The following is an 18,848-nucleotide window of genomic DNA, read 5'->3' as shown; positions in this document are numbered from 1 at the left end:
TGTACTATAGGATGATGTTCGTATTGCCACAGGCCGATATCATCCGATTTTGCTCACTTTGAGGAATCATAATGTCTAAGATCAATCTGCTTTTGCTGTGCGGCGGCGGAAGTGCCGAACACGATATTTCATTAATGTCGGCCAACTATTTTGAAACCTCACTGGCAAAATCTGAGCAGTTTTCCGTGTTGCGAGTCGAGCTGGATAAATTCGGCCAGTACCGCACTGCCGCTGGTGACGACTGTGAGCTGACCAATAGCCGCGAGATTCGCTTCCGTGATGAAAGCAAAACGCCATGGCCAGTCGATTACGTCATTCCTTGCATTCATGGCTATCCCGGCGAGACTGGCGACATTCAATCCTATTTTAATCTGATCCAACTGCCCTATTTTGGCTGTGAATCCGAAGCGAGCAGTAACTGCTTCAATAAGATCACCGCTAAAATGTGGTTCTCGGCCTTAGGTATTCCTAATACGCCATATATTTTCCTGAATCAGTTCGATGATGCGGCGATTGAGCAAACCCAAGCGGCTTTAGCACAATGGGGATCGATCTTCGTCAAAGCAGCATCACAGGGTTCCTCTGTTGGTTGTTACAAAGTGGATGACAGCGATAAAGTTGCAGGCGTGCTTAAGGATGCTTTTGGCTATGCACCCTATGTGATCGTTGAAAAAACCATAAAAGCCCGCGAGTTAGAAGTAGCAGTCTACGAGTACAATGGTGAAGTGGTAGCGACAGTGCCAGGTGAAATCATCTGTGATACCAACACCTTCTATACCTTCGATGAGAAATACGCCAAAAACAGTAAAGCGCGCACCGATGTTGTCGCGCAACATGTGTCAGCAGAGATCAGCGAACAGATCCGCGCCTATGCAATCAAGGCATTTAAAGGAATGAAGCTGCGTCACCTGTCACGCATCGACTTTTTCTTAACCGCGGACAATGAAATTCTATTGAATGAAATCAATACCTTCCCAGGTTCTACGCCGATTTCTATGTTCCCTAAAATGCTGCAAAATCATGGTCACGATTTTACTGAATACTTGAGCCTAGTGATTAACGGTCAGCTAACCGCTAAATCTTAACGCTCGCCAACCTGACTCAATGTGAACGCAGATACTGTGTGCAGCACCCGTTTTCAGTAATAAAAAGAGCGCCTTGGCGCTCTTTTTGTTTCTATATTTCAATTGGTTATATTTAACTCTTGATTCTAACCTTACATCTAAGCCCGATATCTAAATCAGACTGTCGCTGATTAAGCCGCCCTCACATCAAGGTCAAATATCAAGGTCAAACGTTAAAACCCTAATGCAGCTCAGCTTGCTTTGCCAACAGCGCAAAGAAGGAGGCTTTTGGCATAGGTTTATAGAAAAGATAGCCTTGAATTTCTTGAATATGATTCGACATCACAAACTTGAGTTGGGACTCAGTTTCCACCCCTTCTGCCGTCACGGTTAAATCTAACGCATGGCTTAAGCGCACTATGGCCTCCACCAACGCTTCGTGACGCTTGCCTTCGTCTAATCGGTCGATAAAGCTCTTATCGATCTTAATTTGATCGATAGGGAAATTCGCCAAATAGGACAAGGACGAGTAGCCAGTACCAAAGTCATCCAAGGAAATTTTGATCCCCTTAATCCGCAAACCATTAAGCACATCAATAAGATGTGTATGTTGCTTCATCAGCAAAGACTCAGTAATCTCGAGGGTTAATCTGTCATAGGGGAAATCTGTCACCTCAAGTTGCTCGGTAATTGCAGCGAAGGAATCCACAAAGGCATCTTGCAGTTCATGGGACCAAAACTCAAAGGTAGACACATTCACCGATAAGTTAATCGGCCAATTATGAGCCTGCATTTCTAAGATGGTTTGCATCGCGCCAAGGCGCACATCTCGACCAATATCAACGATTAAGCCGCTGTTCTCCGCAATGGGAATAAACTCATCGGGGGGAATGAATTGCCCTTCATGCTGCCAGCGCAGCAGCACTTCGGCGCGAACAATCAAACCTGTGGTCGCATTCACTATGGGCTGGTAATAAAGCTCAAAAGTCTGTTGATCCAGTGCCTGCTTGAGTTGATTATGAAGGCTGGCAATACGCTCGGCATTAAGCTGCATTTGCTCAGTAAAAAAATGATAACGATTACGACCGTTAGCCTTTGAAATATACATGGCCTGATCGGCGCAATTTAACAGCTGCTCGAGATCGAGGGCATCTTCAGGAAAACGCGCAATTCCAATGCTTACCGAGCTATAAACGCCTTTACCATCGGCAAGCACATAACGTTTAGCCACATGCTTATTAATTTTTTCAGCAAGTTGCGCCAACTCTTTCTGGTTAACTATCCCAGGTAACAGCAAGGCAAACTCATCACCGCCGAGGCGCGCAAACACCATAGTGTCATTGAGGCACTCGCAAATCTGCCGCACCACTTGCACTAATAACGCATCACCTTTGTCGTGGCCATGGGTGTCGTTAACTTGTTTAAAGTTATCTAAATCCATCAACATAAAACTAAAGCCGGGCGTCAGACAGTCGGAGGTAATTAAAGATTGGATCAGTTTAAACAAGGCATTGCGGTTAGCAAGCCCAGTCAGCGAGTCATTATTGGCCTGATACTTAATCAGCTGCGCCGCTTTTTTACGTTCGCTAATATCGGAAAATAACCACGCAAAACACGGCTGTAATCCATTAGGCTCTCGAAATGTGCTGACGATAAGATCTAGATAAAACTCCTCGCCATTGCCCCTTAAGCCAACCAATTCCCCCTGCCACACTTTATCCTGCGCTAAATGCTCAAATAGGCCGGCTAACTCATTCGATTGAGACGCAGATAAAAACATCTTGGGGTTAAAGTTTGCTATATCAATATCTTGTGGAAGAACGATATGTCTAAAAGCGGGATTAGCATAGAGAACGGAATCATCGGAATTGGAGATAACCAGTGCCAAAGGTAAGCGATCAAAAATTTTCACAGCTAAACGCTGAAACTCCATTGATCGACTGCGTTCAATGGCTAAACTGGCTAATCGTGCCGCCTCTGTAATCAGCTCTAAATCAAGCTCGGTTGGGGACTTTATCGTATCGTAGTACATAGCAAATGTGCCGAGCACTTTACCTTGAGTATCTTTGATAGGTTCAGACCAGCAAGATTTAAGACCCGCACGCAATGGCAGTTCTTTATAATTTTTCCAGTAAGGATGAGTAGCTATGTCTTCAACGATAACCCGCTTTGCGAAATAAGCCGCCGTTCCGCAGGAGCCAACATTAGGGCCAATCTCAACCCCATTAATCGCTTGGTTATAACTGTCGGGTAAATGGGGCGCAGCACCTAACAACAAACGTTTGCCGTCACCGCTGAGCAGTAATACAGACCCTCGAGTGCCTATCTTTTGCGCTTCGATTTTTAGCACTAAGGCGTGCAAGATTTCATGTAGCGGTGCGCCATTAAGCAGCATAGAGAGAATACTGCTATAGCAAGCTATGCTGACATTGTGGGCGAGTTTAACGTCAGCATGGTCGAGCAGATCTGGAAGATTAACGCCGGACGCCATAATTCCCTTAGAAAAAAGTTGCAATATAAATACACATTCACAATGTTAAAATATTTATAACTTATAGGAAATTCTAGGCACTAATGTTAACTAAGTAAACCCTGTATCAATTCAATAAAGGGCTTACTTTAGTCTTAACTGCAGGGCTTTATTCTTGAATACGTTCAAGTTTTGCAAGGTAAAAACCATCAAATCCGCTATCGGCTGGGCTGATACTTTCATCCTCAATCAGGCGGAAATTAGGATTCTCGGCTAAAAACGCATCGACTTGACCGCGGTTCTCGCAGGGGAAGATAGAACAGGTCGCATAAACCACTATGCCACCAACCTTCACCATGCGGCTATAGCTGGTTAAAATGTGCTTTTGAAGCTCCATTAACACAGGTAAACGCTCAACAGTATCGCGCCATTTTGCATCTGGATTACGCTTTAATACGCCCAAACCTGAGCATGGCACATCGAGTAATACCCGATCGGCACTGAGCTTTAAGCGTTTAATGGTTTTACTGCTGGCGATAACGCGAGTTTCGACATTGTGCGCGCCATTGCGACGGGCACGCTCTTTTAGTTTGTCGAGTTTCCATTGCTCCACATCCATGGCCAACAAGCGCCCTTTGCCCTGCATTTGCGCGGCTATGTGTAAGGTTTTGCCACCCGCGCCTGCGCAAGCATCAATAACTTTCATGCCTGGCTTGGCATCAAGCGCCGCCGCCACGCGCTGAGAGCCCGCATCTTGCTGCTCGAATAAGCCATCTTTAAAGCTTTGGGTACGGAACAAGGCAGAATCGGAGGTCACTTCAAGGGCAGAATCGACCCCATCAACGCTCAGCGTGCTCACAAACTCAGCGGCAAGCTTAGCGGCCAATTCATCACGCGTCACTTTAAGGCCATTTGCGCGTAAAAAACGCTTCGGTGCTGTACTTAACGCGGCGCGCTCCTTTTCCCAAGACTCGCCTAATTGCTCACGGCCCATCGCATCGAGCCACTCAGGACAACCATCCCACAGTACAGGCTTAGTTTTCGCCTGCTCGGTGCGCTCGGCTAAACGCGCCTCATCGACTTGCAACGAATATTGCATTTTAGGCAGTTCAAGCCCGTGGAATAAATGCCACGCATTAAGCAATTTAGAGCCAAAACGCTCCATCTCATCTGGACTGATTTCCGCCAGATAACAATATAAATTTAAGCGACGTAGGATATCACCCGTCGTTAATGCGATACGCGCCTGTTCGGCGGGTACCAATTGCAACCCAGAAAAATGCTGAGAATAGGCCCGATCTAAGGGTTTTCCTTGGCTCAGCACCATAGTTAAGATACTGATCACTAATTCGTTCGAGCTGGCAGAAAGCGGAGAATTCAACATTTAAAAGGTCACCATGAATGATAAAACCGGAGGATCATAGGAGGTCAGGCCCTAATACGCAAGCACGCTGGCGCTGAGTTAAGGTTAAAGCCATAAAAAAAGCGATCCAGAGGGATCGCTTTTTAGTTTAACTCTGTTAAACCGTTACATTTTTGAGCCTTTAGCCCCGTAAAACAGGATAAAGCCATAGCAAATCACAGGCAGAATAAACGCGTGCTGTACACCAAGGTTATCCGCTAACATGCCTTGGAATAAAGGTAGAATCGCCCCACCCACAATTGCCAGACACAAAATGCCACTGCCCTGTGAAGTGTGTGGACCTAAATCACGCAGCGCTAAGCTGAAGATCGTTGGGAACATAATCGAGTTAAATAACCCCACCCCAAGAATTGCCCACATAGCAATGCTGCCACTGGTTGTCATCGCCATAACCACAAGTAGCGCCGCCATAAAGGCATTAAACGCAAGCACTGAGCCAGCCGGCACTTTTTGCATGACCACAGAGCCAATGAAACGTCCCACCATAGCGCCGCCCCAGTAATAGGCTATGTAATGGGCGGCTTCAGCTTCTGGCATACCGGCAATATGGCTTTCACCTAAGAAGCTGACCAAGAAGCTACCGATAGACACTTCGGCACCGACATACACGAAAATACCCACAGCGCCGAGCACTAAGTGCTTGCTTTGCAAGGCACTGGTTTTACCTAGATGGGTTTGGACCTCACCTTGAACACTGTGATCATGCTCACGGATCACAGGTAAATCTAACTTCGCAAAAATCAGCGCTAAGATAACCAAGGCACCAGAAAGTAACAGGTATGGCAGTTTTACCACTTCGGCTTCAGCGCTCGCGTGGGCTAAATCGCTTGATACAGAACTGGCGACAGAAAGAATTAACATGGCACCAAAGAATGGTGCAACTGTTGTACCTAACGCATTGAAAGCTTGCGTTAAATTTAAACGGCTCGAGGCAGTTTCGCTACTGCCTAAGGCGTTAACATAGGGGTTAGCTGCCACCTGTAGAATAGTGATGCCCGATGCTAAAACGAATAACGCGCCAAGAAACAGATTATAGGTCGCTAGCGTGGCCGCTGGATAAAACAGCGCACAGCCAATACTCGCAATCACAAGACCAGTAACAATCCCCTTTTGATAACCCAGTTTTTTCACTAAATTACCGGCAGGGATCGACACTAAGAAGTAAGCACCGAAGAAACAAAACTGGATCAACATGGCTTGAGTGTAATTCAGTGAAAACACCGCTTTAAGATGCGGGATCAGAATATCGTTCAAGCAAGTGATAAAACCCCACATAAAAAACAGTGAAGTCAATGAGATCAAGGCAAAACGATAACTGCCCGACCCATTTTCGCCAGTGCTGCTCGTGTAGCTACCGGTATTAATTGATGACGCCATAGTTATTCTCTCTGTATGTTTTTATTATCAGGAACTCAGTAAGGTTACATTCCCCAGTGTGCCCGTGGGCGGCTTTACGTCGAATAGTGGGCTTGGGTATATACCCAAGCTACCTGAAGATACGAGTTTCAGAGCGCCTAGGGTGCTTCAATTCAAGGCGCATCAATGACAGAATGTCGGCCACCTTTTGAATTGATGCAACACCGAAGTGGAGTGCCCTAGGCGCTCCGTCCCGGCGGGTTTTAACGCACTTTATGCCGTGTTGGTTATTTTTAACTTAGTCCACTAGGTCTGCAAATAACCGCCTTGCCTAAAGTGCGTTAAATTCCCGCTGAATCCTGCATCTTCAAGCTGTTTGGGTATATAACACCTCAGCCGAATAAAAATGAATCATTTTTAGTTTAAAACTGCATAAAAGCTGGCAAATGCCGAAAACTTCAGCTGATTGTGTTCTATTTGTGCGGTTTTCAGGCCATGTCCCGTTAATATTTCACCCAATTCCAACTGTGATAAATCCAACTCAACATTAGTATCGCCTAAGTTGAATCCGACGAATATTTTGAGCTCTCCTAAGGTGCGGATAAAGGCCAAGATGGGCTCGTTGGTATCCACAAACTGGATATCGCCTTCAATCAGCACTGGGTGTAATTTACGCCAAGCAAGAAAACGTCGATAACCATTAAGCATGGAATCAGCATCTGATTCTTGTACATCTACCGCTAACGCTTGATGTGCAGGTGCTATCGGTAGCCAAGGCGATACCTCACTAAAACCACTAAAATCGGCGCCTTGCTGCCATGGCATTGGCGTACGGCAACCATCACGGCCTTTGAACATAGGCCAGAAGGTTTTGCCAAAGGGATCTTGCAACTCATGGTATTCAATCGGCGCTTCGGTTAAACCGAGTTCTTCACCTTGATAACTACACACACTACCGCGCAGTGAACTTAGCATGGCATTGAGCATTTTGACCATGTCTGAATTCTGTTTGCCCTGCCCCCAACGGCTCGCCACACGCTGCACATCATGATTACCGATAGCCCAACAAGGCCAGCCATCACCAATGCTCGCTTCTAATGCCTCTACGGTTTGGCGAATATAAGCGGCGCTGTAATCGTCGGTCAGTAGCTCAAAACTGTAGGCCATGTGCAGGCGATCTTCACCCTTAGTGTACGCCGCCATCACAGCTAAAGAGTCTTCGGCAGACACTTCACCTAAGGTCACCGCACCAGGATAACGATTAATAAGCTTTCGTAAATCTTCAATAAACGCGATGGTTTGCGGACGGTCATTATTGTAGTAATGATATTGATAGGCGTAAGGGTTATCTTCACTGAAACCTCGGCCCTGACGTTTATCCTTAGGTTTTGCCGGATTGTCCCTGAGCTGTTCATCGTGATAACAGAAGGTAATCGCATCTAAGCGGAATCCATCAACGCCCTTTTTAAGCCAGAACTCGACATTATCCAGCACAGCTTGACGCACGTCAGGGTTATGGAAGTTGATATCGGGCTGGCTACGCAGGAAGTTATGTAAATAGTATTGCTGTCTGCGCGGTTCCCATTCCCAAGCACAACCGCCAAAAATCGCGAGCCAGTTGTTAGGCGCAGTGCCATCTTCCTTAGGATCGGCCCACACGTACCAATCCGCTTTGGGATTTGTACGGCTCTCGCGGCTTTCAAAAAACCACGCATGCTGATCAGAAGTATGACTTAATACTTGATCGATAATGACCTTAATGCCTAAGCCGTGAGCTTTTTCAATCAATTCATCGAAATCATGCATAGTGCCAAAAAGAGGGTCAACTTCGCGGTAGTCACTGATGTCGTAGCCAAAATCTGCCATGGGCGATTTAAAGAATGGTGAAATCCAGATGGCATCGACGTTGAGGCTCGCAATGTAGTTCAGCTTAGCGATAATGCCACGCAAATCACCAACGCCATCACCATTGGTATCTAAAAGGCTACGCGGATAAATTTGATAAATTACCGCGCCACGCCACCAAGTTAACTCACTCATTGTTGCCCCTTTATCGTTATTCTACAGCGATCTTTCCCTAACACACTCACGCAAACAGTTATCGCTTTGTTACTGCAGAGTAAAGGTATCGCGGCTTATTTTGTGTCACCGAGCATACGTGAAGAGGGAAATAAGGTTCAATACACCTGCATACGTATGCAGAAGACCGCGCCAGAAATCACATTGAGATATAACTCGCTTTACTATTTATTAACAGTCACTTAATTGCAAAATAAAATCATTTTACTCCATGAGATTTCCCTCAATTAACGGCTATTCTTAACTCAACGAGGCATTGAATACGTATGCACTCTGTTGTTCCGCTAAGAAGCTCGGGAGTAGTATCTTCACCGTTGCATAACAATTTGGTCATAAACGCAGCACTTATGCAGTCAATTAAGCGCCCAGATACCAAAAAAAAGGCCGCAAACATAACGCGGTGATAACGATAAAACGCTCTACAAAGCGATAAAGCGACTCCAAGGGGAAGAGAGATATGATGCGATTTAAACCCAGTTTGCTAACCTTAGCGCTCATTGCCGCAGGTGCGAGTATGCACTCCTATGCGGCAGATGAAGTGGCGACAGATAAGACAGCTAAAGATGAAAATATTGAAGTGATTCAAGTCACTGGTATTCGTCGTAGCTTGCAAGAATCCCAATCACTTAAAATGTCATCTTCTTCTATCGTTGAAGCCATTTCAGCGGAAGACATAGGTAAATTACCTGATGTCAGTATTGCAGAATCCCTAGCACGATTACCTGGCGTATCGGCACAACGACTCGATGGTCGTGCCAACGTAATTTCTATCCGCGGTATGGGCCCTGACTTCACTACCGCCACATTAAATGGTCGCGAACAAGCCTCTGTGAACGATAACCGCAGTGTGGAATTCGACCAATATCCATCTGAGTTATTAAATCGCGTCGTGGTTTACAAGACACCCGATGCCTCTGTTATGGCGCAAGCCATCGGCGGTACGGTTGATATGCAAACAATCAGTCCTTTAGCCCACGGTGAACAAACGATTGCCGTTTCGCTACGCGGCGAAATGAACGATTTAGGTTCATTAAACAGCGGCTCAAGTGACACAGGCTACCGTGGCAGTATCTCTTATATTGACCAATTCGCCGATGACACTATTGGTGTCGCCATTGGTTATGCTCGCATGATGTCACCTAACCAAGAAGAACGTTGGCAAGCTTGGGGTTACCCAGATTTATATAAACACATTGATAATGGCCAAGAGTTTTATAACGCCAATGCCGATTATAATGGTGTACCTGGCGATGCTGCTGGATTTAAAGGTTTAGGTGGAGCCAAGCCCTTCGTTCGCTCAAGTGAATTAGAACGTGATGGTGTACTCGCCGTATTTGAATATGCGCCAAATACCACTTACCACTCGACCTTAGACATTTACTACTCAAAATTTACCGATGATCAACGCCTACGAGGCATTGAAATCCCTGGTGCATGGGGTACTAATGGTGGACTAGTTTCTCCTACAGTGAGTGATGGATTAATGACAGCTGGTGCCATTAATGGCGCAGAAGTCGTTGTCCGTAACGACGTCAACAAACGTGATGCGGATTCTCTGTCTATTGGCTGGAATAATAAATTCAACATCAATGATAACTGGAATGTTGAAGCCGATATCTCCATGTCTAGAGCTAACCGTACTGACATAGGTATGGAAAGTTACTCAGGAACTGGCCGCGGTACAGGTGTGGGAGCGGTTGACGATTTAGGCTTTGCTTACAACGGTAAAGGTGGTTATGTATTTGACCATAACCTTGATTATGCTGATAAAAACCTGATCAAACTTGGCGATCCACTCGGTTGGGGTAGCCCACTAGGCGCTAACACTCAAGACGGCTTTATCAACAAACCTGAAATTGAGGATGAGCTAAAATCCTTCCGTTTAAGCGCTGAATATGTGCTCGATGGCGGTGCCGTTCGTAGCGTTGAGTTTGGTGTGAATCGTACTAATCGCGATAAAACCAAATTAGATAAAGGTTATTACCTGACACTCAAAGGTTATGACGGTTCTGCCAATTACACTATGGCAGTACCAGATCAATACCTACTTGCACCGACGTCACTCGATTTCTTTGGTATGGGTAATGTATTAAGTTACGACTCGTTGGCTTTCTACAATGACGGTAACTATACAGAAACTGATGTTGCTGATGTGGATCTTTCCCGCGCAACTAACTCTTGGGCTGTTCAAGAAAAAGTGACCACCGGCTATGTGATGGCCAACCTTGAATCCGAAGTATTTGGTATTCCTTTGACTGGTAACGCAGGCTTACAAGCGGTTCATACCGATCAATCTTCTGACGGTACAGTGGCAACGGTTGAAAATGAAGTAGTGGTGTTAACGCCGCGCACTGCGGGTGATTCCTATGTTGAATGGCTGCCAAGTGTTAACTTAAGTTTCGAAGTTGCCGATAGCCAAGTGGTCCGTTTAGCCGCAGCGCGCACGTTAACCCGTTCACGCATGGACAAAATGAATGCCAACCTAAACTACACTTATTCAGCTAACCCAAGTGGTGGCAACGTTAACTGGAGTGGTAACGCAGGTAATCCAGAGTTACGCCCATGGTTAGCCCGTCAATATGACTTAAGCTATGAAAACTATTTCAGCGACCAAGGTTATTTCTCGGTAGCGATATTCTACAAAGATCTTGAGAACTACGTTTACGATCAACATACAGACTTTGATTTCAGCACCCTATTCCCACAAGGGCCGACTGATAACCCGATTGGCGACGTCACCCAACCACAAAACGGTGAAGGTGGTTATGTTCAAGGTGTTGAAGCCTCTGTATCTGTCGACTTTGGTATGTTTGCCGATGTGTTAAGTGGGTTTGGTACTGTTATCAGCGGCTCATACAACGACAGTGAAGTGAAGGAAACCCCGACCAGCAATCCAACAACCTTGCCAGGTCTGTCAGAAAAAACCTTAAACGCGACGATTTACTATGAAAACTCTGGCTTTGAAGCACGCATTAGCTCACGCTACCGCAGCGACTTCCTAGGTGAAGTAACAAAGATCAGTCTGCAACGCGAAAACGTGAACATCAAAGCGGAAACTGTGGTCGATGCACAAATCGGGTATGACTTTAGCGAAAGCGGTATCGAGTCTCTGTATGGTTTATCAGTTCAGTTCCAAGTGAACAACTTAACCAACGAGCCTTTCACCTCTTACACTAGCGATGATCAACGTTTAGTCCGTGATTACCAAAACTATGGCCGTAACTTTATGTTAGGCGCGAACTATAAGTTCTAATCCTGCACGGCTTAAAGCCTCTGTAACCTGTTACAGAGGCTTTTTTACTTTATCATTTCAAGCCACTAGGCTAGTCATTCATCTGCGTTAATTGATCACCACTAATCATAAAATGAAAGGCTTATATCATGAATAAAATCAAAGATATCGTCATTGTCGGTGGCGGTTCTTCAGGTTGGATGACGGCGGCCATGTTGGCAAGATTGTTTAAATCAACACTGAATATCACCCTGATTGAATCTGAAGATATAGGCACAGTGGGCGTAGGTGAAGCCACCATTCCACCACTGCAAATATTCAATAACGTCCTTGGGATTTCCGAAGCCGATTTTATCAATGCCACCCAAGCAACGTTTAAATTGGGTATTCAATTCGAAAATTGGGGCAAACCGGATGAAGCCTATATGCATGCTTTTGGCAATATAGGTAAAGATATAGGTTTTACTCAATTTCATCATTACTGGCTCAGCACCTCCCCAAAAGAGGTCAATTCGTTTTGGGATTATTCGGTTAATTACCAAGCGGCAAAACACAATAAGTTTCAAGTACTCCAGCAGATCCCAAACTCTCCCCTTGCCGGCTTAACTCATGCTTATCATTTCGATGCAGCGCTCTATGCCCAATTTTTACGACGTTTCAGTGAGCAACTCGGAGTAAAGCGTATCGAAGGCAAAATTACGGCGGTTGAACTCACGCCAAACGGCGATATTGAAAGTGTAATCTTAGGAACAGGACAAACCGTAAAAGCCGATTTCTTTATAGATTGCTCGGGCTTTGCCGCGCTACTGATAGAAAAAGCGCTCAAGGTTGGCTTCGATAGCTACCAACACTGGCTCCCCTGCGACAGCGCCTATGCCGTACCCTGCGAAAAAACGCCAGCAATAACGCCTTATACGCGTTCTATCGCCCATGATGCGGGTTGGCAATGGCGGATCCCGCTGCAGCACCGCACAGGCAATGGGTTAGTCTATTGCAGTCGCTATATCAGTGATGACGCCGCCAAACAGCTTTTACTCAGTAATTTAGATGGTAAACCTTTGGCTGAACCTAAGAAAATCAATTTTACGACCGGACGACGAATCAAACAGTGGCATAAAAATTGTGTCGCCATCGGCCTTTCGAGTGGATTCTTAGAGCCTTTAGAATCCACCAGCTTGCATTTAGTCCAATCAGCGATTATTCGCTTAAGTAAACTCTTTCCACATCAAGGAATTGCACAAGCGAATGTCGATGAATTTAATCGCCAGTCCCAACTTGAATTTGAACAAATCCGCGATTTTATTATCTTGCACTATCATTTAAACCAAAGGGAAGATGCTCAGGAAAATGGGTTTTGGCATCAATGCCGAACCATGGTTCTGCCAGAGAGTTTGCAGCAAAAAATCGCCCTATTTCGTGCCACAGGCACAGTGTTTAGACATCAAGATGAACTTTTTACCGAAGCCGCATGGATACAAGTCATGTTGGGGCAAGGTATTAAGCCTCGGGATTTCAATCCATTAGCGGCAACCATTCAACCGCAAGCACTAAGTGAATTTCTGCTCAATATGCGCACCATTATTGATAATACCGTCACTAAGCTACCAACCCATGACCAGTATTTAGCGCACTTATCGACACATAAAGCATAAATGCGGCTTAAGAGTTACGACTGACGTTAAGAGTTTACTAACTCATCGATTTATAAATTGAACTTGCAGTTTAAATTTGAATCAACAAGGAAAGAATATGATATTAAACCTGCGGACTCTCACCACTTCCTTAGTGATTATGCTTAGCCTAGGCGCCTCTGCCAACACAGCGCAGGCAAGTTCAAGCAGTCTCTCTTTACCACTTCAAGGCACATCAAGCCAGCCTCAAGACCTGACACTTGAACCCGCTTTTTGGTGGGCGGGGATGCACAATCCTGAGTTACAGTTGATGCTGTATAGCCGCGATTTCCCTAGCTTACCGCAGCAGCTTAAGGTTGATATCCAAGGGCACGGCATCACGCTAAAAAGCCTTTATCACACTGATAACCCTCACTATCTGTTTATTAATGTAGATCTTAGCCAAGCTGCTCCGCAAACCTTTGAGCTGGTGATTTCCAGCACGGACTCGGCTTCAAAGACCAACACGCCTCTTTATCGCCTGCCCTATACGTTGCAAGCGCGTGTTAAGGGCAGCCGTGAGCGGCAAGGGTTTAGCAATAAGGATGTGATTTACCTTATCACCCCGGATAGATTCGCCAATGGCGACACCAGTAATGACAATCAGGCCGATATGCTAGAGCCTGTCGCGGCTAACTCTCCTAGCCATCCCAGCAACCCCTATTATCCCGATGCTCGCCATGGCGGCGATATCGCAGGGATCAGTCAGCACTTAGCGTATCTGGCAAAACTCGGGGTGACTCAGTTATGGATCAATCCACTACTTGAGAATAATCAAGCCCAGTATTCATACCACGGTTACTCAATTACCAATTTATACCGCGTCGATCCCCGCTTTGGCAGCAACGAGGATTATAAAGCCTTAGTCGCTAAGGCAAACAAACTTGGTCTTGGGGTAATTAAAGATGTTGTCGTGAATCATATCGGCTCTAATCATTGGTGGCTCAACGATTTACCTAGCCAAGACTGGCTCAATGACGCCACAAAAACGCAGCTACATAATCGCGAATCCAAGCCTGACTTGATTCAGTCTGCCGAAACTAAATCCAGTGCTATTAAATCCAGCGTTACCAGCCCCCGTTTCACCAGCCATAGGCGCACTACAGTGCAAGATCCCTACGCGGCAGCGCAAGATCATATTGATTTTGTCGATGGCTGGTTTACCGACACTATGCCGGATCTGAATCAAAGCAATCCCAAACTGGCAACCTATCTTATCCAAAACAGTATTTGGTGGGTCGAGTACGCAGGACTTTCAGGGATCCGCGAAGATACTTATTCCTACGCCGACAAAGGGTTTCTCGCTAAATGGTCTAAGGCCGTAATGGCTGAGTACCCGAATTTTAATATTGTGGGCGAAGAATGGACCGCAAACCCCATCACAGTGTCCTATTGGCAAAAGGGCAAAATCAATGCCGATGGCTATACCTCAGATTTACCCAGTTTGATGGACTTCCCGCTATATGAAAAATTAATTGCCAGCCTTAATGAGCCAGAAACTTGGGACACAGGTTTTATCAAGCTTTACGAGATGTTAGCCAACGATCTTGTGTATGCCGATCCCAGTAAACTAGTGCTATTTGAAGGCAATCACGACACCAATCGTATCTTCAGTTTAGTGAAAGAAAATATAGACTTATACAAGATGGCACTCACCTATGTACTGACTGCCAAACGCATTCCGCAGCTGTTCTACGGTACAGAAGTGTTAATGAGCAGCCCGACAGAAGGCCGTCACGATGGCGTTGTGCGCAGTGATTTCCCCGGCGGTTTTGCCAACAGTACCACTAACGCCTTTACCGGCCAAGGGCTGAGTGAACCCCAGCGACAAGCACAGCAATTTGTCAGAACCCTACTGAATTACCGTAAACAATCCCCTGCGCTACAATCGGGCGACTTACTGCACTTTGTGCCGCAGGATGGCGTCTATGTGCAATTTCGCTGCGTATTAAATGCGCCATTATCTGCTGAACAGAAAGCCGAAGCGATCAAGTCACGAATACAAAACAATTCTCTAACCCAACACAATGCCTGCACTCAGCCCTCGGCCGATAAAGTCATGGTGATTTACAATAAGAATGACAAGATAATCACGCTAGATGTAAACCGCTTTGCCAGTGTACTTGGCGATAGCGGCGCCGCTACAGATATTATCAGTGGCAAAATAGTTTCACTCAATCAAGCGATAACATTGCCCCACGCAGGGGTTACTATCCTCGAGCTTAAACCTAATTCTAAGTCTAAGACTAAGACAAAGTCGCCGCTGAATATTGGCTTGCCGAGCAGCCAAGATTCAATACGATCAAGGAACCAAACTAACGCTTTAACGCGTGCTCAAACTAACAACAGTGCAAACAACAGCGCTAATAACCTAGCGAAAAACTCAACTCAAAAAGGAACTCAGTCTTGAGCTTTTTATCGCCTATCGATTCCAGAGTGACTCAGAGCCAACAAGCGGCTAAATTTCCCATAATGGCTTTACTGTCCAAAGCAGCGAAAGCCCCGCAGCGCCAACAGTCGCGGCATTCATCACTCAATTTATGTCTACAGTCTTTGTTTAATGCCTCTTTATCTAGTGCAGCTTTATTAACTGCCTCGCTTTTTTGCTTATCGGCCAATGCAAATACCTCGGCGCAGGCGCTTGATAATGAGTTACAGCCAAAATCTGAGAGTGAGGTTATGACGCTAAAACCTGTGGTGTATCAGATTTTTACTCGCCTTTATGGCAATAAAAATCCAACGAATAAACCTTGGGGAACAATTGCCGACAACGGTGTCGGCAAATTTAATGATATCGACGATGTTGCACTCAATAGCATCAAGGACCTAGGTGTTACCCATGTGTGGTACACAGGCGTTCCCCACCATGCATTGATTGGCGATTACAGTGCGATTGGCGTAAGTGCAGATGATCCTGATGTGGTCAAAGGCCGCGCTGGTTCACCCTACGCAGTTAAAGATTACTACAACGTCAACCCGGACCTGGCGGTCAACCCAGCTAACCGTTTAGCCGAGTTCGAGGCGCTCATTGCCCGTACCCATCAACACGGCTTAAAGGTAATTATCGATATAGTGCCAAACCATGTGGCGCGCCATTATAAATCCGTCAGTAAACCCCAAGGCGTGCGCGATTTTGGCGAAGATGATGATACCAGTCTGGAGTACGCCAAAAACAACAACTTCTATTACGTCGTTGATAAAGTTGATGTTAATAAGGATTTAATGGGAACGAAAGGACAAGCGCATGCCTTTGAAGTGCCAAGCTTACCCGCAGGACTTAAACCGCTTGGCGGAGAAGCTCCCCCCTTAAGTGACGGCAAATTCGATGAATTTCCCGCAAAGTGGACTGGCAACGGCTCACGCTTAGCCAAGCCCGATGCTAATGATTGGTACGAGACAGTTAAAATCAATTACGGCGTACGCCCCGATGGCACCTATGACTTCCCTCGCCTGCCAGCTAAATTCGCCACTTTTACTGAAGCGCAGCATTACGCTTTCTGGCAACAACACTTAGCCGAGATCCCAAGCTCTTGGATTAAATTCAATCAGATTGCCCAATATTGGCTTGCAAAAGGAGTCGATGGGTTTCGATACGATATGGCCGAAATGGTGCCAGTGGAGTTTTGGAGTTACCTCAACAGCCAGATAAAACACACTAATCCCGATGCCTTTATCTTGGCCGAGGTCTATAACCCTAAGTTGTACCGAGATTATATCCAGCTTGGAAAAATGGATTATCTGTACGATAAGGTCGATCTTTACGACACCCTAAAAGCCGTGATGGCGGGTAAAACCAGCACAGCTAATATCGCGGCGGATCAGGCAAAAGTGCAGGATATTGAATCCCACATGCTGCACTTTTTAGAGAACCACGACGAGCAACGTATTGGTAATGCATCATTTTTAGCATCGCTACAAACAAATAAACCAACGAATAGCTCCCTAGAGACCCAAGCCGTAAATCCACACTACGCCCTACCCGCTATGGTGGTGTCGGCAACGATAAGTACTTCACCGACGTTAGTGTATTTTGGCCAAGAAGTGGGAGAAGCCGCCATCGATAATCCAGGCTTTGGTCATGCATCACGCACCAGTATTTTTGACTATGTTGGCGTCCCTGCCCATCAGCGCTGGATGAACAATGGCAAGTTTGATGGTGGACAATCAACGGCGCAGGAAACATCGCTGCGGGCTTACTATCAAAAGCTATTGAATCTAAGCACAGGCCAAACTGCGCCTGCACTGTTAGGCCAATATTATTCACTCGATGCCGCGAATCGCAGCAAGAAGAATGCGACTGAAAGTAACAGCACTCAAAATATGAGTACTCAAAATAGTTCTGCAAACGAAACAGGCTATGACGACAGCACCTTCGCCTTTGCCCGCTTCGAGGTGATATCTGGGACCTCAAAGCAGACTCAAAAGTTGATTGTGGTCAGTAACTTCAGTCAGACCGAATCAAAAGCCTTACAGCTCAAGCTCCCCAAAGAGCTCATCCGTCAGTGGCAATTAAAGGACGGCGTATATCCGCTTAAGGATTTACTCGAAGATCATGCGGCGAAGTTAGTCATTAAGGAAGCTGAAGGACTAGTTCAGATGCAACTTGCACCGTTGTCTTCAGCCATATTCGAGCTGGAAGATTAAACGAGCAACAAGCCAAGGTGAGCTAAAAATTGAAATTGACCGATAGCGTCACGCTAAACTGTGACGCTATATTTTTTAACCGTTATACTCTCAAACCTTTCTATCTTATTTAATTACCCTTTAAAAATCACAAAGGAAAGCGATGTTACTCGGCATTCACCATGCAGCGATTATTTGTAGCGACTATGAAAAATCCAAACATTTTTATATGACTATTCTTGGTCTTAGCGTACTCGCAGAGCATTACCGTGAGGCACGTCGCTCCTATAAACTCGATTTACAGCTCGGGGATAAGAGTCAAATCGAGTTGTTTTCATTCGACACTCCCCCCAAACGCCCCAGCTATCCCGAAGCCTGTGGACTGAGGCATCTTGCCTTTCGCGTCGCATCGATTGAAACCGCCATCGAACATCTTCATTCCCATCACATCATCGTCGAACCCGTCCGCATTGACGAATACACAGGCAGAAAATTCACCTTCTTTAGCGATCCCGACGGCCTCCCCTTAGAATTATATGAGCTATAGCGCGAATCAAGCTGAGCCTCAGAGCAGAGAATGAGATGAACAAAGCTTAATTACCACGGGAATGATTTAGGATTAGACTGAACCAAGCGACACTGCCGTTTAACCAATTTGACGCTAGGATAAGGTCAAAGTCTAGCTAGGTTAGCCACTGAGGAACTCAAGGTGTTTGATAATCCCGTATTATTACTATGGAGTTTGGTCTTTAGCCTCATTGGTCTTGGCTTTTTCACCTACGGCAAACGCCAAGCCGCCCCCATCCCTTTAGTCGTAGGTCTCACCCTGATGATTTACCCTTATTTTGTCACCAATCTCGCATTACTTATCGCCATAGGCATCGCCCTCATCGCACTCCCCTATTTTATGAGGATATGATTTTTAGTCCTT

Annotated in this window: 11 protein-coding genes; 7 read left to right on the top strand and 4 right to left on the bottom strand. The window is 45.9% G+C overall.

What is annotated here, in order from left to right; all coding sequences use genetic code 11:
- Positions 1 to 71: 71 nt before the first annotated feature.
- On the top strand, positions 72 to 1,085 hold the full coding sequence (locus tag Q4Q57_RS12870) for a D-alanine--D-alanine ligase (RefSeq protein ID WP_006087302.1): 1,014 nt from the start codon (positions 72 to 74) through the stop codon (positions 1,083 to 1,085).
- Between the two features lie 220 nt (positions 1,086 to 1,305).
- Here Q4Q57_RS12870 and Q4Q57_RS12865 read toward each other — a convergent pair whose 3' ends face one another.
- The 4 genes from Q4Q57_RS12865 to Q4Q57_RS12850 form a co-directional block, all read right to left on the bottom strand.
- Complete coding sequence (locus Q4Q57_RS12865) at positions 1,306 to 3,555, bottom strand: EAL domain-containing protein (protein ID WP_311891044.1); 2,250 nt, start codon at positions 3,553 to 3,555, stop codon at positions 1,306 to 1,308.
- 148 nt (positions 3,556 to 3,703) lie between these two features.
- Positions 3,704 to 4,918: an RsmB/NOP family class I SAM-dependent RNA methyltransferase gene (locus Q4Q57_RS12860; protein ID WP_006081516.1), complete on the bottom strand. Its 1,215-nt coding sequence runs from the start codon at positions 4,916 to 4,918 to the stop codon at positions 3,704 to 3,706.
- Between the two features lie 144 nt (positions 4,919 to 5,062).
- Entirely contained in the window at positions 5,063 to 6,334 is a 1,272-nt protein-coding gene (locus Q4Q57_RS12855) for a sugar MFS transporter (RefSeq protein ID WP_311891043.1), read from the bottom strand.
- Between the two features lie 396 nt (positions 6,335 to 6,730).
- Positions 6,731 to 8,353, bottom strand: coding sequence for an alpha-glucosidase (locus Q4Q57_RS12850; protein ID WP_006087298.1), 1,623 nt, complete (start codon positions 8,351 to 8,353; stop codon positions 6,731 to 6,733).
- 496 nt (positions 8,354 to 8,849) lie between these two features.
- On the opposite strand from Q4Q57_RS12850, the gene Q4Q57_RS12845 reads away from it, so the two are divergent.
- The 6 genes from Q4Q57_RS12845 (at position 8,850) to Q4Q57_RS12820 (ending at position 18,836) form a co-directional block, all read left to right on the top strand.
- Positions 8,850 to 11,645, top strand: coding sequence for a TonB-dependent receptor (locus tag Q4Q57_RS12845; RefSeq protein ID WP_311891042.1), 2,796 nt, complete (start codon positions 8,850 to 8,852; stop codon positions 11,643 to 11,645).
- Positions 11,646 to 11,773: 128 nt separating this feature from the next.
- Positions 11,774 to 13,276, top strand: coding sequence for a tryptophan halogenase family protein (locus Q4Q57_RS12840; protein WP_311891041.1), 1,503 nt, complete (start codon positions 11,774 to 11,776; stop codon positions 13,274 to 13,276).
- A 97-nt stretch (positions 13,277 to 13,373) separates the two neighbouring features.
- Positions 13,374 to 15,704: a glycoside hydrolase family 13 protein gene (locus tag Q4Q57_RS12835; protein ID WP_311891040.1), complete on the top strand. Its 2,331-nt coding sequence runs from the start codon at positions 13,374 to 13,376 to the stop codon at positions 15,702 to 15,704.
- On the top strand, positions 15,701 to 17,938 hold the full coding sequence (locus Q4Q57_RS12830; RefSeq protein WP_311891039.1) for an alpha-amylase family protein: 2,238 nt from the start codon (positions 15,701 to 15,703) through the stop codon (positions 17,936 to 17,938). The genes Q4Q57_RS12835 and Q4Q57_RS12830 overlap by 4 nt, the downstream gene beginning before the upstream one ends.
- Positions 17,939 to 18,080: 142 nt before the next feature.
- Complete coding sequence (locus Q4Q57_RS12825; protein WP_311891038.1) at positions 18,081 to 18,464, top strand: VOC family protein; 384 nt, start codon at positions 18,081 to 18,083, stop codon at positions 18,462 to 18,464.
- A gap of 162 nt (positions 18,465 to 18,626) precedes the next feature.
- Positions 18,627 to 18,836 (top strand): hypothetical protein, encoded by a 210-nt coding sequence (locus Q4Q57_RS12820; RefSeq protein WP_220592880.1) that lies wholly within the window; start codon positions 18,627 to 18,629, stop codon positions 18,834 to 18,836.
- The last annotated feature ends 12 nt before the right edge of the window (positions 18,837 to 18,848 follow it).

The organism is Shewanella sp. SP2S2-6 (genome assembly GCF_031931965.1).
Taxonomy (GTDB): domain Bacteria; phylum Pseudomonadota; class Gammaproteobacteria; order Enterobacterales; family Shewanellaceae; genus Shewanella; species Shewanella baltica.
The sequence above is the reverse complement of the archived record's forward strand: the minus strand, read 5'-3'. Positions and strand labels throughout refer to the sequence as shown.

Excerpts from the sequence above, each read along its gene's own strand:
- Q4Q57_RS12845 (WP_311891042.1), top strand. The coding sequence starts at position 8,850 with ATGATGCGATTTAAACCCAGTTTGCTAACCTTAGCGCTCATTGCCGCA.
- Q4Q57_RS12855 (WP_311891043.1), bottom strand. The coding sequence starts at position 6,334 with ATGGCGTCATCAATTAATACCGGTAGCTACACGAGCAGCACTGGCGAA.
- Q4Q57_RS12850 (WP_006087298.1), bottom strand. The coding sequence starts at position 8,353 with ATGAGTGAGTTAACTTGGTGGCGTGGCGCGGTAATTTATCAAATTTAT.
- Q4Q57_RS12825 (WP_311891038.1), top strand. The coding sequence starts at position 18,081 with ATGTTACTCGGCATTCACCATGCAGCGATTATTTGTAGCGACTATGAA.
- Q4Q57_RS12835 (WP_311891040.1), top strand. The coding sequence starts at position 13,374 with ATGATATTAAACCTGCGGACTCTCACCACTTCCTTAGTGATTATGCTT.
- Q4Q57_RS12840 (WP_311891041.1), top strand. The coding sequence starts at position 11,774 with ATGAATAAAATCAAAGATATCGTCATTGTCGGTGGCGGTTCTTCAGGT.
- Q4Q57_RS12865 (WP_311891044.1), bottom strand. The coding sequence starts at position 3,555 with ATGGCGTCCGGCGTTAATCTTCCAGATCTGCTCGACCATGCTGACGTT.
- Q4Q57_RS12860 (WP_006081516.1), bottom strand. The coding sequence starts at position 4,918 with ATGTTGAATTCTCCGCTTTCTGCCAGCTCGAACGAATTAGTGATCAGT.
- Q4Q57_RS12870 (WP_006087302.1), top strand. The coding sequence starts at position 72 with ATGTCTAAGATCAATCTGCTTTTGCTGTGCGGCGGCGGAAGTGCCGAA.